We start from the raw sequence: 22218 nt of genomic DNA on the forward strand, positions 1-22218 counted from the left end.
GCAGAAGACGATGAACCACGAAATGCTGAAGGGGAAGCCAGCTGCAGCTCTAGAGCAGATGAAGGACCTGAGAATCTGGCGGCTATTGTATGAGTGCGCTTCACACGCTATAATCAAGACGGGAAGCCGGGTGGAGAAGGGGTGCGCCCATGCCCACAGTGCTGCGGGTAGGTCGATACAGGTTCTTCTTCTTCAGCCGAGAGGCACAAGAACCTCCTCACATTCACGTCGAAGCAGGTGATCAGTACGCAAAGTATTGGTTGCAGCCGGTAGTGCTAGCTGCCTCATACGGCTTTCGTGCCCGTGAGCTTAAGGAATTACAAAAGCTGGTGGAGGAGAACTTGAGCTTCTTTAGGAGGAGATGGGATGAGTACTTCGGTAACCAAGTCTAAGCCAGTCTTGGTAATAAGCCTTTGGTTCACGGAAGATAAGTTGTGCGTTTTTCTGGATGACGGGCGTGAGGTGGCAGTGCCCTTGGAGTGGTTTCCACGTTTGCGTGATGCCAGTCCAGCGGAAAGGGAAAATTGGCGGCTCATCGGGGGCGGCATTGGTATCAACTGGCCTGTTTTAGATGAGGATATTGCTGTAGAGAGCCTGCTGCAACCGGAGACATGGTGCCTGGTACCAGCGAGAGATTGATCGTCAGCCTTTGGGGACTCCGGTGCCAGGCACCTGGGAACGCTGGTACTGCCTTATGCGCCGATCTCAATCTGCTGAACCCCTACGAACTCCATGGGCACTGGATCTTGCTCTTCCAAACAGAGTCCGATTGCCTCTTTGATCCGCGGGTAGAGCTCTTCCAAGGTCCTGGCCTGGGTGTAGCAGCTCTTTAGCGCAGGGACAGTGGCCACGTAGTAGCCGTCCTCGTCTTTTTCGATAAGCACCGTTAGGGTACGGCCTTTAGACACAACCCTTCCTCCTTCAGCCGCCTTCTCAGGCCGATGGCATTGTCAGACCGCCATGGGGACGGTTCTTGTGACAGGTCCTTGCTCTTCCAACAAACGGATTCAAGTTTCCTTGGCCAAGGTGTGCCCGGCGTCATCTGCATTTAGAACTGCCAAATGCTACCGATCAATTACATGAGAAACCTTTTCTATTAGCTCGGATGGGTTGAGAACAGGTGTCTCATCGGTTACAGAAGCCGGAAAGTGTCTCTTGTTCCCGGTCACCAAAGGAACCCGAGCTGCCAACGCGATTTCCAGGAACGGGGCATCGGTGGGGTCAGGCAGAGCTTTTGTATCCACTGGCTCGGCCGTTATTAGGATGCCGTCGGCCTCAATTTGAGCTAGGAGTACTTCCACACTGTCAGAGTTGAACCCGAACTTTGGGCGCCGAAGCACTTCCCGGTACTCAGCCAGGATGCGTGCGTCATAGAGTACGTGGATTCTTCCTTCAACCACCAAGCGGAGGATGGTTCCAGCAGCGCTGAAGGGCCTCAGCAAGCCGGAGACCAGAACGTTGGTGTCGAGTACAATCAGCATTTCCTTAGACTCCTACGTACGGCCGCAATTTCTGCTTTGATTTCATCATCGGTTAGCTTATCAGTGCCTTGCGCAACGGACTGCGTCTGCAAGTTCTTTACTGCCAAAACGGCACGTGCCCGCCTCAAAGCGGCCAGAGCTTCATCAACATTGTCTGGCTCTATGCTGCTGAGAATGGCCATTGGACGACCATTAGAGGTGAGAACCAGGTCCTTTTCTTTTGCCAGATCGTTCCAAACTTCGCTGGCGCGGTTCCGGAGATCGCGGATGCTAATGTACTTCACTGTGCCTTCCTCCCTTCACTCCTATTATACACAGCTGTGCCACGCTAATGCTACATAATTGTCCCGGCTAGCTCCGGGCTGCTACGGGGGCATTGTGGCAGGTCGCAGGGTGCATGCTAAGGGGTGGCCCACTGGGGGCGAAAGGAACGTCAAGCGAGAAAGCTTCTAGGTCCGGGTGGTAAGGGTAGGCTTACGGAAGTTCGTTTACGAGTTGAAATCCCTGCTCAGCAAAATGCTGATCAAAAGCAAACGCTTCGTTGAGCCCTAGGTATCTCATGGTGACAAAGCTTGTACAATCCACTAGGCTTAGATGACGACGATTTGCCGTCAGCAGTGCGCTGACTGCCTGCATGTGGAGGGGCTCGCTTACCCATTCCACCCGTAACACAGGAGAGACGTTTTCGCTAAAAGATCTTAAAGCGTCCATCCCCAAACGGCGCTGAATAAGGGCGTAGGTTTCAACTAGAACGTAGCTATTACAAATCATGGTTGTACGTTGTTGTAGGAGCCGAACCCAGGTGGACTTAGCTGCAGCATTATTTAAGTCATCACTGTCAAGAACGGCTAGAAAGGCTGACGTATCTACATATACAGCCACTACTCCTCATCCTCCGTGAAGTAGCGGTCGTGGTTAGTGGAAAGGTCAGGTACTCCAGAACTAAAACGCCCGGCAACAGCTATGGCACGTTTTATTCTTTCTTCTGCGTCGCCACCGTTTGCAGAAGCTAGGACCAGGTCTACGCCGCGCCGAACAAGCTCCGCCATGGAAACCCCTTCTTGAGCGGCTCTTGACTTAAGTGCAACCAGCTGCTTTTCGTCCAACTGTATTTGTGTACGGACCACAACTATCCCTCCTCTTCCTACATCATTACCTATGCTAATGATAACATGACATCAGAGCGGGAGCAAGAGCCACCGCGGGGACGGTTCTTGCGTGGAAGCCATTAATATGATCCAGGACGCAAACAAGATGGTTATCGACGACCAGCACCCGATGCTCATCCTCCAGCCGGTACTTGTTCGCATAACGATGGCCGGAAAACGGGAACTGCTCCGAGAAATGGCTTCGTCCAGCTTGTCGACAAGCTTGGCTGCGGCCTACGTCACGCGAGAGAAGCCGTCCGTGAGGGGCGGCTTGTTTTACGCGGGTGCAAGGGCGGAGCTCGATAAGAGGGTCATCTTCAGGGCACACTAAACGTAGTCTACGAAAGGAAGGTGCCAAAATGAACGGCGATGTAGACAGGCTTATTAAAGAAGGACTTGTGCCCATGAAAAAGCGCGCCGTCGAGTCTTTCGGCCGGAACCACCCCCACATCATGGCACTATTCAAGAGTTTTTTCGGAGGGCAAAAGAACCGCGTGGGTATTCGCGTGACCGAAAACGGGAAAACGGTCGGCGAATATACCATCCACATGGAGGGTACGGACATCACCGAAGTGGAGGACGGAGTGCTGTCTTCTGAGCTGCACCACCCGCTTGGGATAGTAAGGCCTTACGCCGTTATCGAGCGGAGCGCTTTGGAGAGAATGCTGGCGGATGAAGAGAACATCGCTTCCGATCCAGTAGGTGCACTGCGAAAGTATCTGCCGGACCTGACTTTGAAGTTTATGTAGTCAGGGGAGGTTCGGCGCCGGGCACCTGGGAAGGAATGGAAGAGGCCCTTGCCGGCGTGGCAGCAGTCTGCGGTGCCCGGAATCCTGGAAATAACGGGAGAAGAGTCTCGCCTGTTGTAAGTGCGTCTTTTCGTATGATTCAGGTTTCTTGCAGCTTATATTTAGCGATGGTAAAATGAGATAAGAGACTGCATTGACGCTGCACGTCGTAGGGGGGCCTGTGAGGTGGCAAGCGAACTCGAAAGACTCTGCAAAGAGATTATGCGACTTACTCCAACTGACCGTGCCAAGCTACGGCTTCTCTTGGAGAGAAGTGAGGGCAAAAAGGTAAAGGAAGTGCGGTTTCATCGCGCTGCAGGTTCCTGGTCTGACATTGATGCCGAAAAATTCATTGCGGAAACGTATGCCAATCGGTCGGCAGGCCGGTCACAGGAGGTCCTGTGGTGAGGCCAAAGTACCTGGTGGATACGGACTGGGTGATCTTTTACTTGCGTGGCAAGGAGCCGTTCGTGAGCACCCTTAAAGAATATCAGAAGGACAGTTTGGCAATAAGCGTTGTTTCTTTGGCCGAGCTTTACGAGGGAGTATACCGTTCCGATAACCCCATAAGTAGAGAGAAGGGACTGAAGGATTTTCTTGCTGGAGTAGAGATACTTGATGTTGACAGGCACATCGCCTGGCTTTTTGGCAAACACAGGGCCGACCTAAGAAGGCAGGGCCTACCTCTTGCGGACTTCGACATCCTTATAGGATGTACCGCACTTCATCATAAGTTGGTGCTGTTGACAAATAACCGTCGTCACTATGAGAGGATAGCGGGTCTTTCTATGAGAAGCTTAGGATTGTAGGATCCTAGCCGGGCACCTGGGAACGTAGAGGAACAGGACTCCAGCCCCCGTGGTTGGGGCCTTTTCCTTGTGGAGTCTTTGGTATCGGGCACCGGAGAATATTTAGGAATATTTAGTGCCAGGCACCTGGGAAAAGATGGAAGGGGCTGCCGCGGGGACGGTTCTTTTGGCAGGTAATGACGGCGGACCGAAGGGTCTTGGTGGGGGGAGTGCGGCGAAAACCGAAGAAAATGGCGGAGGCCGGCGGCGCTGTGCGCCTGGGCGAAAACCTTTGACTATTGTCTGAGCATGCTTCCCAAGCTATACAAGACAAGAGGTTTGGATGGATCAGGGATGCTTCCGCGCCCTCAATCCTGCCAATATGCCTCTACAAATTCTTCTTCAGCCGAGAGACATAAGAACCTTCTCATCGGACCACGGGGACGATTCTTGTGGGAGGTTGAAGCTCTGGTGCTGGGACACCTGCGGCTTCCGGTGCCGCGCACCTGCGAACGCACAAAAGAAGGCTCCTGCCGGTGAGCCTCCAGTACCGGACACCTGGAACACATAAGACACGTCTAAGATCGCATGTTGAAATGGCCGAATAGATTAGTAAGTGCAGCAACATAACATGTGAAAGGGATGTCAAAGGTGTGCTTCTGGCAGTGCATTGAACGCAAGCGAGATAATACCAGGCGCAAGGCTGTGGAGGAACGAATTAAAGAGTATTCGATTTTATCGACCGACGAACTTGAACTGACAATTGCAGGACTGGAAGCCGCCTTTGGCGATGCTAAGCACCGGACAGATATCATAGGCCCGTTCATAAATATCATGTCATTTACTATCATTGCAACAATTACTCTACTGACGGCTCAGGTCCAGGGATCCAAGAGTCCGGAAGGAATTGTGCTGCTGGGCTTCATAGGCCGGGCATACGCATATGGAGTTGTTGCCCTTATCACACTAGGCTTTATCGGAAATCTGATATTTGACAATAGAGAGTATGAGCTTGCACTGCGTCTGCAAGCTGCCAGAATGATACTTCGACAACGCCTTGGCGAAGCTGCCGGAATCAGGAAGAATGGAAAGGCGGAAGGAGGAGAACGGCACACCGAAACAAGAAACAACAAATCGAACTTGGGCGCACTAGAAAATATCTGCGGTGGGGTTAACATTAACTTGAGAATTCATAACGTCCTTGGCGTGCGCAGCGGGCTACGCAGAAAAGAATAGAAGGGCTTCGGGCCTCCAGTGCCGGGCAGTGCGGCCGAGCAAGGTCACGTCATATGGTGGGTGCGACTCCCGCCGGGAAAGGGCCAGCTACCTACCCGTAGCCAGCCTTGGAACCAAGCTGGTAACAGCTTGGTTCAAGTGTAGGCAGACCAGGGGGCAGGCTGAAAGCGAAAGTAGAAGACGATGAGCCACGAAATGCTGAAGGGGAAGCCAGCTGCTGCAGCTCTAGAGCAGATGAAGAACTGCCCACAGTGCTGCGGGTAGGTGGAGGCAGGTTCTTCTTCAGCCGAGAAAGCACAAGATTGGTATCAACTGGCCTGATTTAGATGAAGATATTGCTGATGGCTGGAGTAGATGCGACCTCCAGTTCCGGGCACCTGGGAACAAATGGAAGAACGTGGCAGGGAGGTCTTGGGGAGAGCGGAATTCATTTGTGAGCCGGCGGCGCTCTACGGCTAAGCGGGAAGCCGACTGGAGGGCAGGAAAAGGTCCGCTTATTTGCCCATGACTGCCGTTATGACCGTGAATACTGCGATGGTAATCACGGCCAGGAGCACGGCGACTGCGTACCCCTCGACCTTGCGCGCGTGGAGTGCGAGAGCTGAATTATCGCCCTGCTGTAGGGCTTCCCGAAGTCGCCGGCTGTGGACGGCTATCTTGAATACCCAGTAGAGAGCCGCCAAGTCGAGCACGACCATTGCCGATAGGACTGTGGCTAAAGCCGGTACAACTCTTTGCACCGTGTGACCTCCCTTGTAATATAGTTCTTATAGTTCTTGGACAGACTTCCAACGGCGTTGCGGCGGACTGATTAGAGTAGATTGGGGCCGGGGCGCGAGTTGATCCACCGCAGGCCTGGTGCTATGGGTATTCCACCTGATCTGCCGGACAAGCGCTTCTGGTGCCGGGCACCGGGGAAAGAAAAGAATGGAAGAAAGGCTTGACGACTGCACGGATCAGCCCGGCCGCCCACCGGCGGAGAAAAACCGCTACTGCTCCTGATCGTCTATGAGCTTCATAACTTCAACCAGCTTGCGTACCGTCTCCGGCTTCAGGTTGCGCGCCTCGCGGACCATAAGCTGCAGGTCTTCGCGTTGCGCGATTTCACGGGAGTACTGGACCAACCCGGGGTTGTCTTTAATGATGTCCGCCAAAGCCCGAACTTCCCTGCTGACTTCCTCGTCGCCGCCGGCGGCGTTCTTCAGGTTCAAATGTGTTCCCCGGGGGTTATCTGTCAGCCCCATGAGGTAGTCGATCGAAACCGCAAAGAGCCTGCCCATCTCCGCGAGAGTATCGTAGCCCGGCTGCTTGCGGCCGGATTCGTAGTAAGATATCAGGCTCTGGCTCACGTTGAGCTCCCTGGCTAAGCCTTCTTGTGACAAGCCTTTTTCTTTGCGGAGCCGCACCAAACGATCTGCCCGGAAAGGCAAAGATAGCACCCCTTTCACCCTTATTATTATGCAGGGGCAGGTGCATGTCCAATATCTGACAGTCATATGCGGCGCGGCCGTCTATTGACAACATGCCGCCGGGTCATTACAATAAGAACGGCAGGGTGATCATGGAAACCCAGCCGTGTCGCGACTGGGCTGGTGCGGGGTTGTAACTGAGCGGAACCGGAAGACTCCCGCAGCCGCCGGCAGCTTCACCCTGCCCAGCGGAGCGGTGAGCATGGAAGGCCACCCGGGAAAGATTATCCGGGGTGGCTTTCCTGTTGCTTCAGGGGGCAGCCGCGAAGAACCGGAAGAGCCGCCTCGCCGGCAGGATTTACATTCCCCCGTGTCGAAGACAAAAATGCGGGACACAAAGCACGATCAACGTGCTCCGGGAGGTAGAGTTGTGGAAGAGGAGATCAGCCTGCGCGACATGATTGAGGTGCTGCTGCGCGGCAAGGTGACCATAGCCGTGATCACGGCGGCAGCCGTGCTGGTGGCCGGGGTTCTGAGCTTTTTTGTTTTGCCGCCTACATATGAGGCCGTGGCGACGGTGATGGTGAACCAGCCGGCGCAGCAGGCGCCGCCGGAACAGGGTACGCCGGAGTTTTTGGCCTCGCTCACGCGGCTTCCGCAGATGACCATTGCCACCTACGCCGCCCAGGTGAAGAACCCCGTTATCCTGAAGAAAGTCCTGGAACAGCTCGAGCTGCAGGAGAAGTACACCATCGCCCAGTTCGCCAACAAGATCAGCGTGGGCACGCCGAAAGACACGAACCTGATGGAGATAAAGGTGGAGGACGAAGACCCCCAGCTGGCGGCGAATATCGCCAACGCCGTGGCGAGCGAACTGGTAAGCTTTGTCTCCGACATGAACCAGCAGCGGGTCAGCATGTCGGCCCGGATGCTCAAGAATCAGATTGCGGCCGAGGACCAGAGCATCGCCCAGGGTGCCGAAGAGCTGAAGAGCTTTCTTAAACAGCCGCAAAGCGTGACGGAACTGCAGGCGGATTTAGATGCCAAGCTCAAACTGCTCACCAACCTCAAGGCGCAGGCGGCGGCCGCCCGCATTGACCTGGCCGGGGCCCAGGCCGGGCTGGCGGCGGCGGAAGAAGCGCTCGCGAACACGCTGCCCGTCATTAAGACCAACAAGTCGCTGGCCGACGACTCCTTCCTCTCTCAGGTGGCGGCGGCCGCCAGCGGTAAGTCGCCCGCCGCCCTCGGCGGGCTTAAGATGGAGAGCGAAGAGCCCAACAAGGCCTACATGGCGCTCCAGGAAGACGTAGCCACCCGCCGCGCTGCGGTGGCTTCCTTGAGAAACCAGATTGCCGCCACCGAGGCTACAATCAGCAGCCTGCAGAACGACATTCAGGATATCCAGGTGAAGCTGGTGGACAAGCAGCTTAAGTACGACCAGTTGCAGCAGAAGATAGACACCGCCCGGCAGAACTACAAGCTCTACAACTCCAAGTACGCCGAGGCCTTAAGCGCCAGCTCCCTTTCCGCCGGCGAAGCGAACCTCATGCTCCTCAGCCAGGCGTACATCCCCCGCCGCCCGGTCGGCCCGCGCAAGATGCTCAACATGGCCGTGGCCGGCGTACTGGGCCTTATGGTAAGCGTCTTCCTCGTCTTCTTCCAAGAATACTGGCGCACCAGCGCCGCTCCCCCCACCCGGGGTCAGGTATCAACTTCTTAAAGTTTTTCTCAACTCTGCGACAAGCCTGCCCCCTGCGGCAGGCTTCACCTGGCATTGGGAACTTCCCAGTGCTTTCTTTTTGCCGGCGCTGCGTTGAGAGGGAAGGATTAGACCGGGTTCTGTCGAAACAAGAAATGTCTATGGTATAACCAACGGATAAAGAAAAGGTGATCTGCTTGGCCAAGAAAAAGAAGCTCTCTTGGAATAAGGCTGCGGCGCCGGGCGCGAGCGGCGAAGAGGCAGCCACGCCTCAAGCCGGCCCGGCCGGGCCGGCAAAGCGGACAGGTGGCACTGGCACCACCGGCGCCGGCGCGGCGGCTGCCATCTACTGGCTGGTCTACGCCGGCGTGCTGGGCCTGCTGGTGGTGCCGCCCTTCTTCCGCGGGCTTTTCTTCCCGCGCGAGCAGCTGATTGCCCTGCTTGTTACGCTGGGCCTTTTTATCCTCTGGTGGGTGCGGCGCTTCCTGCTGCGCGCGGGCGGCTTCTTCAACGGGCCGGTGGATTTGGCGGCGCTGGCCCTGGTGGCGGCGTACGGCCTTTCTTTCTTCGTGGCCGTTAACCCGCGCGCTGCGATAGGCGAACTTCTGAAGAACCTGAACTACTTCCTTCTTCTTTGGCTGGCGCTGGAGCTGGTACGGGAAAAGCGGGACCTGGGCATTTTCCTGCGGGTACTGGTGCTCGCCGGCGTGGCCACGGCCGTGCTGGGTGTGGGCGTTGCGGCCGGGACCTTTGCTTACAAAGGCGCCTTCGAAGGCGGCCGCCTTTCTTCCAGCTTCCAGTACCCCAACACCTTTGCTTCGTACCTGGCCACCCTGACCCTCCTGGCTGTGGCGCTGGCGGCGGAGACGCCGCGCCTGTGGGAGAAGCCGCTTTTCAGCGGCGCCGCGGGCTTTATGCTCCTCACCTTCCTCTTTACCCAGTCGCGCGGTGCGCTCCTTATCCTGCCGCCGGCGGCGCTTGCCCTTCTTATTGCTGCACCGCGCGGGACGCGGCCGGCGGTGTTTTGGCACCTCCTGGCGGCGGGGGCGGGTGCCCTGGCTTGTGCCGGCCCCTTTGGGACGGCGCTGGCCGCCAAGGGCGGAGGAGGCGCACTCCTCTGGCAGTGGTCGGCCCTGGCGGCTGGCCTGGCTGCGGCCCTGTCGCTTCTGGCCCTGCCGCTCGCGCGGCTTTCGGCCGGGCCTTACCGCCGGGCGGCGGCGGTGGCGCTCGCCGGGGTGCTTGTAGCCGTGCTGGCCGTTGCAGTGGTGAAGGTTGGCCCGGCCAAGCTTCTGCCGGCCAACCTGCTCGCACGTTTTAAGACCATCAGCCTGAGTACCCACGGGGCGGCCGAGCGCATCTGGTGGACGCGTGACGCCTTCCGCATGGTACAGGACCGGCCCATTCTGGGTGCCGGCGGTGGCGGTTGGGACGCCCTCTACCACCAATACCAGTACTACCTCTACTGGTCCAACCAGGTGCACAACCACTGGCTGCAGACGTGGGTAGAAGTGGGTACGGTGGGCTTCCTGGCCTTTCTCGCCCTTTGGGGGGCGGCGCTCTATTGCGCCCTGCGCGTCCTTGTGCTGAGCCGGGACACCGGCCTGCGCCTTCTCACGGCGGGAATCCTGGCCGCTGCCCTTAACCTGGGTGCGCACAGCTTCATCGATTTTAACCTTTCTCTTTCCGCCGTCTCTTTCACCCTGTGGACGCTGCTGGCGCTGGCGCAGGCGGCTGCGCAGCAGGGGGATTGCCTGCCGGCCCTTTCCTTTGCCTGCACCCGTGCTGCCTGGCCGGGGGCGGTGGCGGCGCTCCTCGCCGCGCTGACCATGGCCGGAGCCGGTTCGCTCCTGGTAGGCTTCAACTACGGCCAGCAGGGCGCCAAGTTCCTGGAGTACAACAACATTCCGTTTGCGGTCCAGCGCTTTGAGCAGGCGGTAAAGTACGATCCGCTCACGGCTTCTTATAAGATCGACCTGGCCCAGTGCCTGGAGAAGACAGGCCAGAAAAAGAAAGATGAGAAGCTTATCCGGCGCGCGCTGGATCTGGTCCGCCGAGGTCAGCAGCAGGAACCCACCAATGCCACCTTTGCCGCCATCCGTGCGGCCATGGTATTCCGCCACGGCTTTGTAGACGAGGGGCTTACGTACGCCGAGCGGGTGGTGGAGCTGATGCCTCGGCGCGCGGCAGACTACGAGAGCCTGGCCCAGGCCTACGTGGAGGCGGCGCGCTACTACCAGCAGAAGGGCGAGACGGCCCGGGCGGACGAACTCCTGGCCAAGCTTGATGCCCTTCCGAGCCGCATCGAAAAGCTCCTCGCCGCCACGCCTGAGAGGTACCGGAGCCTGGGCGAGCCGCCACTCGCCGTGACCCCGCGCCTTAATATTTACGTGGGCGCAGGCAAGTACCTGGCCGGTCGGTACGACGAAGCGCAGGCTCAGTTGGCGCCGCTGGCTGAAAGCAAGGACAAGAACCTCCAGGCCGAGGCGCGCCTCTGGCTGGGCCTCACCGCTGCCAAACAGGGCGACCGCGCCGGCGCGCAAAAACTCATTCAGGAGGCGCTCCAGGCCTGGCCCGATCTGGCCGCCCAGCTGCAGTAACCGAGGGTGACTTGGGTCAGGTACCGAGTTGCGTTTGTTGTTCTCAATCTTGAAAGTTACGCATGAAAGTTGATACCTGACCCCAAAGGAATGAAACGTTTGCGGCTGGCGGCTCTTGTTCTGGTGGCCTTGGTCCTCGGTACATACAGTGTGGCCCAGGGCGCCTCGGCGGCGAAAACCTTGAAAGCGGTTTACCGCAACATCACGGTGGTGGTGAATGACAAAGCGGCGCCGGCGGCGGAAGAGGAGCCTTTTATTGTGGACGGGCGGGTGTATGTGCCGCTCAGGTATGTGGCGCAGCTTGTGGGTGCCCAGGTGAACTGGGATGGCGTCAACAACCGCGTGCTGATCGCCACGGCTCCGGCGGCGCCGAAGAGCGACCCGGCCAAAGAGCAGGCTAAGTGGCAGGAGGGCTACAACGCCGGACTAGTGCAGGGCCAGCTCATGGCCAGCAAGAGCGCTTACGACGAGGGTTATGAAGATGGCTACGACGAGGGGTACGAGAAGGGGAAGGACGAAGGTTACGACGAGGGCTACGAAGAAGGTAAAGACGACGCCCGCAGCAGTCGGGACGATGAAGAAGAGGGTTACGACGACGGCTACGACGAAGGCCTGGATTACGGAGAAGAGGCCGCGGACTACTACAACGACCGGGGCGAAGAGGGTCTGGATTGGGAGGAAGCGCTGGAGGGCCGCTTCAACATCGACCCGAACGACGAGGACGATGTAGTCGACGAGTTCGAGGCTGATTATAACCTCAATCCGGACATCGACGACTACACCGACGGTTTCATCCAAGGCTTTTACGATGGCTTCGAAGAGGCTTTCAACGACTACTATGAAGGTTAACTAAATCGGGTCGGGTATCCGGTTATGTTCGTTATTCTCAATCCTGCAAGTTACGCATGGAAGTTGATACCTGACCCCAAGGAGGGGCGGCTGTGGAACAAAAGGAAAGCCGGGGCTACGTGCAGGTATACACCGGCGACGGCAAAGGCAAGACCACCGCAGCCATAGGCCTGGCCGTCCGTGCGCTGGGGGCGGGCAAGCGCGTGCTCTTTCTCCAGTTCATGAAACGGCCTGACTACAGCGAGCACCGCATCCTCACCACCCTGCCCGGGCTTAAGGTGATTGCCCTGGGGAAGCCCTACTTCGTGGCGCGGGCGGACCGGATCTCGCCTGAAGCGGCTGCGGCCATGGGCCGAGGGCTGGTGGTATTTGAGCCGGGGAAGCCGCCGGAAGACTACGTGCGCCTGCTCGAGGGAGGGTTGGAAGCGGCTCGCGTCGCCCTTACGGGCGGCGAGTACGACCTGGTGGTGCTCGATGAGCTGAACGTGGCGCTCAGCCTGGGCCTGGTGGAACTGGACGAGGTTCTTAAGCTCCTCGACGCCCGCGCGGCGAACGTGGAAGTGGTGATTACCGGGCGCGGCGCGCCACCTGCGCTCCTCGAGCGCGCCGACCTGGTGACCGAGATGCGCGAGGCGAAGCACTACTTCCGCCAGGGTGTCCCCGCCCGCCGCGGCATCGAAAACTAACCCGGGGTCAGGTATCAACTTTTTACTGTAATTTTAGTTGACTAAAGTGCCGGGTGCTGTGTACCGTTGCCAGCGCACCCGGCTATCCTTCAGCTCCGAAAATCCTTGCATGCCGCCTCGGGGCAAACCCGGCGAGTAATTGGAAACTGAGCCGATCTGATGCCTATAATATTTTACCGGCCACCTGCTGCGTTAAAAGCAGCTCCTTTTTTCTGTTCTTAGGACCGCGCGGGCCTGAACCCCACTCCTTTCATAGGTGTCGTAGACTAAGCCAGCGGACTGAGTCAGGTGAGTCCGGACAGAAGAACTGCTTCAACTTGTTCTTCCTAGGGTCAACAAATAATGGAACTTTACCAGCACTTGGTGCGTCATACATAAGGTAAGGGAAAGGAAGGGTGCAGCGAAAGGAGCGACGCGAGGGAGATGAGGAAGCGACTGGTTATCGGGCTGGTGGTGGCGTTGGTGCTCGCGGGGGGCGGGCTTTTCGGCTGGCGCGCGCTCAAAGGCAAGGGAGCGGACAAGGCAGCGCGGCCGGATGTTATTGCCACGGGCCGGGTGGAGCGCGGCGACGTGCGCCTCACCGTGGAAGGCTGGGGGCCGCTGGCGGCCGGCGAGGAGAAGGAGGTAGCCCCGCTTACCGAGGGGCTGGTGGACCAGGTTTTCGTAAAAGAAGGGCAGGAGGTTAAGGAGGGTGACCCGCTCCTATCCCTCTACAATGCCACCCTGGGCATGGAGGTGGAGAAGGCACAGCTGGAGCTGGATCAGGCGCGCCTTGACCTGACGAAGGTCCTGGGGGTGCCCCCCGAAAAGGTGGACGGCGCCGACCCGGACCTGGCCCTTTCGGTGCGCGCACCGGTGGCGGGACGCGTGGCGGAGCTGAAGGTGAAAGAAGGCGACCAGATCGGCGCCAAGCAGGACCTTTTGCGCCTGGTGGACGACAGCGAGGTGTTGGTGGAGCTTTTCCTGGACGAAGGGTCGGCCCGCAGCGTGAAGGTGGGGCAGCCGGCCGAGCTGCAGTTCCATGACTTCTCCGGCAGCACCCCCGGCCGCGTGCGCGAGGTGGACCCGAACCGCTACCCGCAGGGGAGCGCGTTTATGCGCCGTGTGGTGATCGGCGTGCCCAACCCGGGCCTTTTGGCGCCGGAGATGAAGGCCGAGGTGAACATAGATACAGGCGGCGGGCTGGTGGCCGGGACGGGCACGGCCGCCAAGTGGAAGGAAGATGCCTGGGTGACGAGCGGTGTGGGGGGCCGCCTGGAGAAACTCCTGGTGAAGGAAGGCAGCCGTGTGCAGGCCGGCCAGGTGCTGGCCCGGCTGGAGAAAAGCTCGGCCTTGCTCGATGTATACAGCAAGATCCTGGGCCTGCAGCAGACGCGCGTGGAGCTGGAGCGCAAACAGGAAGAGCTGGCCGGCCTTACCCTGCGCGCCCCTATCGCCGGGCGGGTGATCGAGCTGAATACGGCGCCGGGACAGAAGGTGGAGGCCGGCAAGACGGTGGTGAAGCTGGCCAGCTACGTCAAGATGAGCACGGAGATTATGATCGATGAGCTCGATATCGTGCACGTGAAGCCGGGGATGGACGCTACGGTGCGCGTGGACGCCCTCCCGGGAAAAACATTCGCCGCCAAGGTGGCGGAGGTGGCCAGCCAGGGTACGCAGAAGGAAGGCATGCCCGGCTTTCCGGTGAAGGTGGAGGTGCTTGAGCCGGGCGAGCTGCGCGCCGGCATGACGGCCAATGTTTCCATCTTTGTGGATGAGCGCAAGGGCGTTCTCACGGTGCCCATTGAGGCCGTCTACGAGGAGGGCGGCCAGACCTTTGTCCAGGTCCAGGAGGCAGGCAAGCTGCGCGAGGTGCCGGTAAAGCTCGGCCTGCAGGACCGGCGCGTGGCCGAGGTGCTGGAAGGTCTCACCGAAGGGCAGGAAGTGATTACCGGTAGCTCGGGTGACCAGGAACGCTTCTTCGGCGCTCCGGGCGGGCGGCCGGCGAGACGTGTCGGTGCCGTGCGCGTGGTACCTTAAGGAGCGCTCACCATGGCGGAAAGGATTATGCTCGACGTGAGCGAGGTTACCAAGACGTACCGCTTGGGCCGCATCCAGGTGCCGGCCCTGCGCGGGGTGACGCTGGGGATCCGCCCGGGAGAGATGGTGGCCATCATGGGGCCGTCCGGCTCGGGTAAATCCACGCTGATGAACATCCTGGGTTGCTTGGACCGGCCGACCGGCGGCGCCTACCGCCTGGACGGCGAGGAGGTCGGCAAAAAGAGCGACCGGGACCTGGCGGCCATCCGCAACCGCAAGATCGGCTTTATCTTTCAGAGCTTCAACCTCCTTCCGCAGCTTACGGCGCTGGAGAACGTGGAACTGCCCCTTATTTACCGGGGGCTCGCTTCCCGGGAGCGGCGCGAGCGTGCCGAGGCGGCCCTGGTGCGCCTGGGGCTTAAGGAGCGGCTCCGCCACAGCCCGCGCGAGCTTTCCGGCGGCCAGCAGCAGCGTGTGGCCATCGCCCGGGCGGTGGCGGCGCGGCCCGAGGTGATCCTGGCCGATGAGCCCACGGGAAACCTGGACTCGCGCGCGGGCGAGGAGATCCTGGCCGTCTTCCAAGAGCTGCACGGCGAGGGGATTACGCTGGTTATGGTGACGCACGACCTGAACGTGGCCCGGCACTGCGAACGCGTGCTGCGCCTGGCCGATGGGCACATCGTGAGCGACGAGCGCGTGCGGCCGGAGGAGCGCCTCCTGGCGCGCGAGGTGCTGGCCACGCTGCCGGCGGCCGAGGAAGGGGTGAACGGGCAGTGACTTTCCTTCTCAGCATGAAGTTGGCCTGGCGCAGTATCCTGGGCAACAAGGTGCGCTCCTTCCTTACCATGCTGGGCGTGATCATCGGCGTGGCTTCGGTGATTGCCTTGGTCTCGGTGGGCCAGGGGGCGCGGCTCGACATCCAGCGGCACCTGGAGAGCCTGGGGTCGAACGTCATCGAGGTGCACAGCCAAGGGTGGGACGTGCGTTTTACTCCCGAACTGGTCGAGGATCTGAAAACGCGCGTGACCGGTGTTAAGTACGTGATGCCTGTGGTAGGCATGGGCGGGAACCTTAAATGGCGCAACAGCTTCATTGATACCTCGGCCCAGGGGGTCACGCAGGACTTCATCGCGATCCGGGAGTTTCAGCTGGCGGGCGGCCGCAACCTTTCCGAGGTGGACGTGCGCGAGCGGCGGCGGGTGATGGTGGTGGGCGCCGCCGTTCGTGATCAGCTGTTCCGCGGCGTAAACCCGGTGGGCCAGGAGGTCTACTTCAACAACCAGCGCTTCACGGTGGTGGGGGTGCTGGAGGCAAAGATGCCGGACCAGGAGTACGGCATCGACCGCACCATCTACTTACCGTACACCACCGCCCAGCGCCTCATGGGGGGAAACGCCCGCATCGACAGCCTGAACATTAAAGCCGCCGGCGCCAAGGAGGCCTCCCAGGCGGCCCTGCAGCTCAAGCGCATCTTCTTTAAAATGTACCGGCGCCCCGACGCCGCCTACGTGATGAGCCGGGACGATATGTTAAAGCAGGTGGCTGAGATGAACCGCGTGATGACCCTGATGCTGGGGGCCATCGCCGGCATCTCGCTCCTCGTGGGCGGTATCGGCATCATGAACATCATGCTCGTCTCCGTCACGGAGCGCACGCGTGAGATCGGCATCCGCAAGGCCGTGGGCGCGAAAAATTCGCAGATTCTGGGCCAGTTCCTCATTGAGGCCGCCATCTTAAGCGGCGCCGGCGGCATCGTGGGCATCCTGGTGGGGGCGGGGGCGTCACTGCTCATCCGCCGCTTCGGCCCGCCTACCGCCCTTTCCCCCTTCTCCATCATCGTCGCTTTCGGCTTTGCCCTGCTCGTCGGCGCGGCCTCCGGGGTGTGGCCCGCCGCCAAAGCCGCCTCCCTCCAACCCACCGACGCCCTCCGCTAACCCGGGGTCAGGTATCAACTTATCAAAGTAATTATCAACCCTGCGAAAATGAAGAACTGACAGGGCTCACCCTTTGAGGGGCGAGCCCTTTGCCCATTTTGCTTGCTCGTTCAGGAGTCACGATGATACAATTGCCTTTGGAGTAAATCGCTGGGGCCTGCTTTCTTGCCTTGAGATTGGCCGTTGGGACAGTCCCGCAGTTAACCTTGGCTGGTCGCAATTCTGAGAGTTACTTTGGAAAGTTGATACCTGACCCCGAGGAGGATGAGCGAGTGAGCCGGTGGGAAGCGGCGAAGGCGGCCGGGGTGATCCTGGCGGCGACGATTGTGAGCAAGATACTGGGTTTTGGGCGCGAGGCGGCGCTGGCGGCCGGGTTTGGGGCCAGCGCCGCTATGGATGCCTACCTGGTGGCGCAAATGGTGCCGATGATGCTCCTCGGCCTGGTGGGGTCGGCGCTCACCACGGCGGCCATCCCGGTTTTCACCGCCTACGGGACGGGCACGAAAAAAGAGGAGTTGCCCCGCGTGATCTGGAGCACGTTTCATGTGGTACTCCTGGCCTTGTCCGGCCTTACGGCCGTGGGGGTGCTGGCGTCCCCCCTGGTAATCCGCCTGGTTGCGCCCGGCTTTTCGCCGGCGCAGGCAGCGCTGGCTACCCGCCTCAGCCGCATTATCATGCCGACGATGCTGCTCCTGGGGCTTGCCGGGTGGGCCACAGCTGTCCTCCAGGCGCGCAAGAGCTTTTTGGCGCCGGCCATAGTGGGCATACCCAACAACATCTGCCTGATCGTTTTCGCCCTCTGGGCGGCTCACCACGGCGGCATCGCTACGCTGGCGTGGTTCACGCTGCTCGCTACCAGCACTCAGCTTCTTGTGCAGGTGCCCGCTCTGCTGCGCTCCGGCCTGCGCTACCAACCGGCCCTGGAACTTACGCACCCGGCCGTGCGCCGCATCGGGATTCTGATGGCCCCGGTGGTTCTGGGTGTGGCGGTGGGACAGATCAACACGGTGGTGGACCGCATCCTGGCTTCCGGGCTGCCGGCGGGGAGCATCGCGGCGCTCAATTACGCCAACCGGGCTGCCATGTTGCCCATCGGCTTTCTCATTACGCCAGTCCTCACCGTGTTTTACCCCAGCCTGGCGGCCCGCTGGTCGGCGGGGGACCAGGCCCGCTTTCGCGAACTGGTAGAAGAGGGCCTTATTATCTGCCTCTTTCTCCTTGTCCCCGTAACTGTAGGGCTGGCCCTGCTCCGCGTGGACGTGGTGCGCTTTATCTTCGAGCGCGGTGCCTTCGATGCCCGGGCCACCCAGGCCACGGCTGTCGCCACCCTGTGTTACGGATTGGCGCTCCTGCCCATCGCCTGGCGGGACCACCTAAGCCGTGCCTTTTACGCCCTGCAGGATACCTCCACCCCAATGCTCACCGGCTTTGCCGCCATCGCGGCCAACATCGTTCTCAACCTCGTCCTGGTGCGTTACCTGGCGCACGCCGGGCTTGCCCTCGCCACGGCCCTGGCGAATACTTTGGGTTGCGTTTTGTTGCTGCTGCTGCTGCGCCGTCGCCTGGGCGGTCTGGGCGGCCGCAGGCTGGCCGAGAATGCCGTTCGAATCTGTGCTTCGTCGGTGGTGATGGCGGTGGTAGTGGCTCTCCTGCAGCACCTTTTCCCCTTTGGGGGACCGGCCTTCATAAAATTGGCCGGCCTGCTGCCGCTGCCGGCCGGCCTGGCCTCCTTTGCGGCCCAGGCGCTGCGGCTGGCTCTCCTCATCGGCGCCGGCGCCCTGGTCTACGCCTTCGGGGTCAGGTATCAACTTCGCACGCTTTTTCTCAAACATGCGAAGCGGCCCTTTCCCGGCATACTGACATCGCGCCACTAGACGCTGAAGGGAATAGGAACCCGCCCTAAAGAGCAGGTTCCTTTTTTGATGCTCCACCATTGACAGGCGGCAACCTGCAGCAAGATAGGAGGTTCCGCCCTTAAGAGGTGAACTCCATCTGTCTCAGCTTCGGCGTTTGTTTGCTGGAAAGCGAAATACGCGAAGAAGTTGATACCAGGTCCCCGGTTTCGCAGAACTGAGAAAAACAGTAAAAAGTTGATACCTGACCCCGATCAGGAGGAGGCGACGGCGAGGGTGGGAATTTTGAGGACGCGGACATCGGCCTGCGGGGTGTGCTCGATGACCTGGATGAAGATGCCCTCGTCAATGAGGGTGGCCAGGGCCTTGCGGACGGCTACTTCATCGACCTGGCGCACCTTGCTGTAGATGGCCACGGTTTTGTTGAAGGTGACGAAGGGGTGGGTGTGAATGGAGTTGGTGACAAAGGCCACCAGGTCGTCCCGGTCCACGGGGGCGGCATCGGCGTCCACCGCCAGCTCGCGTACCTCGGAGGCGCTCTGGTAAAGCTCGCGGTTGATGAAGTGCGGCAGCCCTACCACCACAATATTCTTCTTGCAGCGGACGCGCAGCCGGGCCACCACGCTGGAGAAATGCCCGTCGCCGGTGACAATCACGAAGGTGTTAATGTCTTCCTGATCCAGGTAGGTGCCGTAGATGGCGTCCAGCATGGCAAAGTCGGTGTAGTTTTTAGCCCGTTCCCGGGTGCGGTCGGCGGCGGCATCCACCATCTCGATGCTCTGAGTCCGAAGGAGGTACGCGGCACGGCGCAGCTCCTCCGAGCTGGCCAGGTCGGCGAAGGCCTTAGCGACCTTGAGCTCGCCGTACTCGGAGGCGATGCGGATGAGTTCTTCCGGGCGCGGGGAGACGCCGTACTGGTTGCACAAGGTGAAGAAGAGATACTCAAAGTCGATAAACAAGGCTACTTTTTGTTCCTTGGCCATTAAGAGTCATCCTTTCTTTTTCTTGAATCTTCTTTTACTAGTTTCTCATTGGACCGCTTCCTATATACTACCATGCACAAATCTCCGCCCTGCCCCGGCCTCCCCGTTCCCGCACCAGGGCCTTCCGACCCACCCCGTGCACCTGCCGTCGACCCACAGCTCACCCGGCTTTAAGCGGCCCATAACCCCACATTATTGTGCGACAAAAAAGACTTGACGCCCGTTTCCAACCGTTATATAATGTACCACAACTAACCGGCGCGCAGGTTAGGTGACGGCCTCGGGGGTCCAAAACTATGAGGGCAAGGGGGAGAAACCATGCTGGCAGGCAGGAGGTACCGGCAGGTTCTGGCGCTTAGTTCGGCGCTGGTTCTGCTCGTTTCTGTGACGGCTCAGGCAGCGCCGCGCGCGAGCCAAGTGCGGGCCGCGGCAGTGAAACTGGTGGAGGCACAGGCGGAAAAGCTGTATTCCATGGGCGACTGGATGTACAAGAACCCCGAACCTGGTTACAACGAGTTTGAGGCGGTGCAGCTTTTAACCGGCTACCTTAAGGACAACGGCTTCAACGTGGAGACCGGCGTGGCCGAGCTGGAGACGGCATTCAAAGCCACTTTTCAGCAGGGGAGCGGCGGCCCCACCGTGGCCTACATTGTGGAGTATGACGCCCTGCGCGGCCCCGGCGGCACGGCCTTCCACGGCTGCCAGCACAACCTGCAGGGACCGGCCGGGCTCGGCGCCGCTGTGGCCCTCAAGCAGGTAATGGAGCAGAACAAAATAAACGGCAGCGTGTGGGTGGTGGGTACCCCGGCCGAGGAGATTCCCCCGCCGGCCAAGGGTAAAATGCTGGCGGCGGGCGTTTTTGACGGCGCGGACGTCATCCTGATGTTCCACGGGAGCGGCACCACCAACCGCCTGGCCGCCGGTTGGTCCGGCGTAACCTTGGACTCCACGCGCTACCTCTTTAAGGGTAAGAGCGCCCACGCCTCCGGCGACCCCTGGAACGGCCTCGACGCCCTCGACGCGGCCCGCCTGATGTTCGCCGGGGTGGACGCCTACCGCGAGCACATCCTGCCCGATGCCCGCATTCACGGGGTGATCACCAAAGGTGGCGACGCCCCCAACGTGATCCCGTCCATTGCCGAAACCGATTTCTTCTACCGCCACCCCACCCGCGAGTACGTGGATAAGATGGGCCAGCGCCTGGAGGCTATCGCCAAGGCGGCGGCCATGATGACGGGCACCGAGGTGGAGATCACCAACTACGGCAAGTACTACAACACCCTGGGCCTGGCTGCCCTGGAGGAACGCGCCTTCACCTACGCCAAGGAGTACGGGGCGCAGGCCATCGATGAAGAGCCGAAAGCAGGCGGTTCCACCGACTTTGCCGAGCTTTCCGGGCACATCCCGGCCATCTCCCTCAGCATCGCCAGTAAGCCCAAAACCGCGGCGGGCCACTCCATCGAGGCGGCCGACGCCACGGTGGCCGAAATCGGCCGCCAGGGAATGCTTACCGCTTCCAAGGTGCTGGCTTCCCTGGGCGTTGACATCCTGACGGATGCCAAGTACCTAAAGAGCATCAAGGACGAGTTCACCAAGGCCGGCCCGCCCCCTACCCTGGCTACGTACAAAAAGGTGGTCCGCTGGTAGAGGGAACCCGGCTAAATACGGCCCAGCAACCAGATCCGCCCCTCGTGGTGGATCTGGTTTTTGTTGGATTGAAAAGATATTTTTCTAACAATGAAGGAAAGCGGGGCGATGACAGCTAATATGTATGGTGTGAAGACAACAGCAGCATATAGCAAAGATGGTGCAGCTGCATCAGTCGCAAAATTAGCACACACCCACTCAAGAATAGTGTAGAGCGAGGGGAGATTTCATGAACAAAGCCCAGGAAGCCTTCAGCCGGCGCCTGAAAGAGAAGTGCAGGGAGCTTACGCCGGCCCAGCGCCGCGTGGCGGACTACCTCCTGGAGCACCTGGAGGAGGTGGCCTATACCTCGGCGGCACAGCTCGGCCGGCAGGCGGGGGTGAGCGAGTCCAGTGTACTGCGCCTCCTCAGCCGACTGGGGTACGATGGGTTTGCCACCTTCCAGAAATCGGTACAGAAAAATCTCACCACCCCCATCACCCTGGAGCGCTTCAACCGGAGCGCCAGCGGTGCGGGTGCGGAAGGGCCGGCCTGGGAAAAATCCTTTACCCTGGATATGGACAACCTCCACGCCGCCCTGGCGCAAGTCACCCCGGCGGACTTCGAAAGGGCCGCCGGCTACCTGGCGGCGGCGCGCCAGGTCTACGTGATCGGCCTGCGCTCTTCCTACGCCGCCGCCTACTTTCTGGCTTTTACCCTGAATGCGGTGCGCGGCAACGCCCGCTGCCTTACCCCGGGCGTGGGCGACCTGGCCGAGGGCCTGCGCGCCATCGGCCCGGAAGACGTTGTCCTTGGCATAGCCTTTCCGCGCTACACCCGGGACACCGTACGCGTTCTAGAGTTCGCCCGCACACGCGGGGCGCGCGTAATCGCTCTTACGGACGGCGTTTCCTCGCCGCTCGCGCCCCTGGCCGACGTGGTCTTTTTCCTGCCCAACGCCTCGCTGCACCCCATCGGCTCTGCTGTGCCGGCGTTGGCGCTCGGCAATGCCCTGGCGGGTGCGGTGGCGCTGGCCCAAAAGAAGGAGGTGATGGCCACCCTGAGCGCCGCCGAGGAGGCCTTTGACCAGTTGGAGACCTTTATTCACTAGCACCGGACCAT

General features: G+C 60.2%; 24 protein-coding genes. 16 read left to right on the forward strand and 8 right to left on the reverse strand.

The genetic code is table 11. From position 1 onward, the window contains the following. Window positions 1-149: 149 nt before the first annotated feature. Window positions 150-392, forward strand: coding sequence for a DUF4160 domain-containing protein (locus tag K5554_RS14665; protein ID WP_221039852.1), 243 nt, complete (start codon window positions 150-152; stop codon window positions 390-392). Then, window positions 367-639 (forward strand): DUF2442 domain-containing protein, encoded by a 273-nt coding sequence (locus tag K5554_RS03990; protein ID WP_221039853.1) that lies wholly within the window; start codon window positions 367-369, stop codon window positions 637-639. Before K5554_RS14665 ends, K5554_RS03990 begins: the two co-directional genes overlap by 26 nt. Before the next feature lie 53 nt (window positions 640-692). On the opposite strand, the gene K5554_RS03995 is transcribed toward K5554_RS03990, so the two are convergent. The 5 genes from K5554_RS03995 to K5554_RS04015 all read right to left on the reverse strand — a co-directional run bounded on the left by K5554_RS03995 (window position 693) and on the right by K5554_RS04015 (window position 2608). Further along, window positions 693-908, reverse strand: a complete 216-nt coding sequence (locus K5554_RS03995; RefSeq protein ID WP_255565495.1) for a type II toxin-antitoxin system HicB family antitoxin — start codon at window positions 906-908, stop codon at window positions 693-695. Between the two features lie 156 nt (window positions 909-1064). Beyond that, entirely contained in the window at window positions 1065-1481 is a 417-nt protein-coding gene (locus K5554_RS04000) for a putative toxin-antitoxin system toxin component, PIN family (RefSeq protein ID WP_221039854.1), read from the reverse strand. After that, window positions 1475-1765, reverse strand: coding sequence for a type II toxin-antitoxin system Phd/YefM family antitoxin (locus K5554_RS04005; RefSeq protein WP_221039855.1), 291 nt, complete (start codon window positions 1763-1765; stop codon window positions 1475-1477). The genes K5554_RS04000 and K5554_RS04005 overlap by 7 nt, the downstream gene beginning before the upstream one ends. A gap of 190 nt (window positions 1766-1955) precedes the next feature. Then, window positions 1956-2363 carry a type II toxin-antitoxin system VapC family toxin gene (locus tag K5554_RS04010; RefSeq protein ID WP_221039856.1) on the reverse strand — a complete coding sequence of 136 codons (408 nt, stop codon included), beginning with the start codon at window positions 2361-2363 and terminating at the stop codon, window positions 1956-1958. Then, on the reverse strand, window positions 2363-2608 hold the full coding sequence (locus K5554_RS04015) for a CopG family transcriptional regulator (RefSeq protein ID WP_221039857.1): 246 nt from the start codon (window positions 2606-2608) through the stop codon (window positions 2363-2365). The genes K5554_RS04010 and K5554_RS04015 overlap by 1 nt, the downstream gene beginning before the upstream one ends. A 106-nt stretch (window positions 2609-2714) precedes the next feature. Between K5554_RS04015 and K5554_RS04020 the strand changes: the two genes are divergently transcribed. From K5554_RS04020 to K5554_RS04035, 4 genes are all read left to right on the forward strand, one after another. Next, window positions 2715-2960 carry a hypothetical protein gene (locus K5554_RS04020; RefSeq protein WP_221039858.1) on the forward strand — a complete coding sequence of 82 codons (246 nt, stop codon included), beginning with the start codon at window positions 2715-2717 and terminating at the stop codon, window positions 2958-2960. A 28-nt stretch (window positions 2961-2988) separates the two neighbouring features. After that, window positions 2989-3378, forward strand: a complete 390-nt coding sequence (locus K5554_RS04025; protein ID WP_221039859.1) for a hypothetical protein — start codon at window positions 2989-2991, stop codon at window positions 3376-3378. A 443-nt stretch (window positions 3379-3821) separates the two neighbouring features. Then, window positions 3822-4226, forward strand: coding sequence for a type II toxin-antitoxin system VapC family toxin (locus tag K5554_RS04030; protein WP_221039860.1), 405 nt, complete (start codon window positions 3822-3824; stop codon window positions 4224-4226). Window positions 4227-4910: 684 nt separating this feature from the next. Beyond that, window positions 4911-5441, forward strand: a complete 531-nt coding sequence (locus K5554_RS04035) for a hypothetical protein (RefSeq protein ID WP_221039861.1) — start codon at window positions 4911-4913, stop codon at window positions 5439-5441. Window positions 5442-5935: 494 nt separating this feature from the next. Here K5554_RS04035 and K5554_RS04040 read toward each other — a convergent pair whose 3' ends face one another. Next, entirely contained in the window at window positions 5936-6181 is a 246-nt protein-coding gene (locus tag K5554_RS04040) for a hypothetical protein (protein ID WP_221039862.1), read from the reverse strand. A 249-nt stretch (window positions 6182-6430) separates the two neighbouring features. Beyond that, window positions 6431-6937, reverse strand: a complete 507-nt coding sequence (locus K5554_RS04045; RefSeq protein WP_255565497.1) for a helix-turn-helix domain-containing protein — start codon at window positions 6935-6937, stop codon at window positions 6431-6433. A gap of 343 nt (window positions 6938-7280) precedes the next feature. Here K5554_RS04045 and K5554_RS04050 point away from each other — a divergent pair, with 343 nt between their 5' ends. The 8 genes from K5554_RS04050 (at window position 7281) to murJ (ending at window position 18508) form a co-directional block, all read left to right on the forward strand. Next, window positions 7281-8570 (forward strand): Wzz/FepE/Etk N-terminal domain-containing protein, encoded by a 1290-nt coding sequence (locus K5554_RS04050; protein WP_221039864.1) that lies wholly within the window; start codon window positions 7281-7283, stop codon window positions 8568-8570. A 176-nt stretch (window positions 8571-8746) separates the two neighbouring features. After that, window positions 8747-11146: an O-antigen ligase family protein gene (locus K5554_RS04055; protein ID WP_221039865.1), complete on the forward strand. Its 2400-nt coding sequence runs from the start codon at window positions 8747-8749 to the stop codon at window positions 11144-11146. A gap of 99 nt (window positions 11147-11245) precedes the next feature. Continuing rightward, a complete protein-coding gene (locus tag K5554_RS04060) occupies window positions 11246-11995 on the forward strand; it encodes a stalk domain-containing protein (RefSeq protein ID WP_221039866.1) in 750 nt (249 codons plus the stop codon). A gap of 92 nt (window positions 11996-12087) precedes the next feature. Continuing rightward, on the forward strand, window positions 12088-12681 hold the full coding sequence (locus K5554_RS04065) for a cob(I)yrinic acid a,c-diamide adenosyltransferase (RefSeq protein WP_221039867.1): 594 nt from the start codon (window positions 12088-12090) through the stop codon (window positions 12679-12681). Window positions 12682-13104: 423 nt separating this feature from the next. Further along, window positions 13105-14700: an efflux RND transporter periplasmic adaptor subunit gene (locus K5554_RS04070; protein WP_221039868.1), complete on the forward strand. Its 1596-nt coding sequence runs from the start codon at window positions 13105-13107 to the stop codon at window positions 14698-14700. 27 nt (window positions 14701-14727) lie between these two features. After that, a complete protein-coding gene (locus K5554_RS04075; RefSeq protein ID WP_221040511.1) occupies window positions 14728-15477 on the forward strand; it encodes an ABC transporter ATP-binding protein in 750 nt (249 codons plus the stop codon). Continuing rightward, window positions 15474-16634, forward strand: a complete 1161-nt coding sequence (locus tag K5554_RS04080) for an ABC transporter permease (RefSeq protein WP_221039869.1) — start codon at window positions 15474-15476, stop codon at window positions 16632-16634. Before K5554_RS04075 ends, K5554_RS04080 begins: the two co-directional genes overlap by 4 nt. Before the next feature lie 272 nt (window positions 16635-16906). Continuing rightward, complete coding sequence (gene murJ, locus K5554_RS04085) at window positions 16907-18508, forward strand: murein biosynthesis integral membrane protein MurJ (protein ID WP_221039870.1); 1602 nt, start codon at window positions 16907-16909, stop codon at window positions 18506-18508. Between the two features lie 233 nt (window positions 18509-18741). On the opposite strand, the gene K5554_RS04090 is transcribed toward murJ, so the two are convergent. Beyond that, complete coding sequence (locus tag K5554_RS04090) at window positions 18742-19470, reverse strand: NYN domain-containing protein (protein ID WP_221039871.1); 729 nt, start codon at window positions 19468-19470, stop codon at window positions 18742-18744. Between the two features lie 318 nt (window positions 19471-19788). Here K5554_RS04090 and K5554_RS04095 point away from each other — a divergent pair, with 318 nt between their 5' ends. Both K5554_RS04095 and K5554_RS04100 read left to right on the forward strand, forming a co-directional pair. Beyond that, on the forward strand, window positions 19789-21117 hold the full coding sequence (locus tag K5554_RS04095; protein ID WP_221039872.1) for a M20 family metallopeptidase: 1329 nt from the start codon (window positions 19789-19791) through the stop codon (window positions 21115-21117). Between the two features lie 229 nt (window positions 21118-21346). Then, on the forward strand, window positions 21347-22207 hold the full coding sequence (locus K5554_RS04100; protein WP_221039873.1) for a MurR/RpiR family transcriptional regulator: 861 nt from the start codon (window positions 21347-21349) through the stop codon (window positions 22205-22207). Window positions 22208-22218: the final 11 nt, after the last annotated feature.

Source organism: Gelria sp. Kuro-4 (assembly GCF_019668485.1).
Lineage (GTDB): Bacteria > Bacillota > DTU030 > DUMP01 > DUMP01 > DUMP01.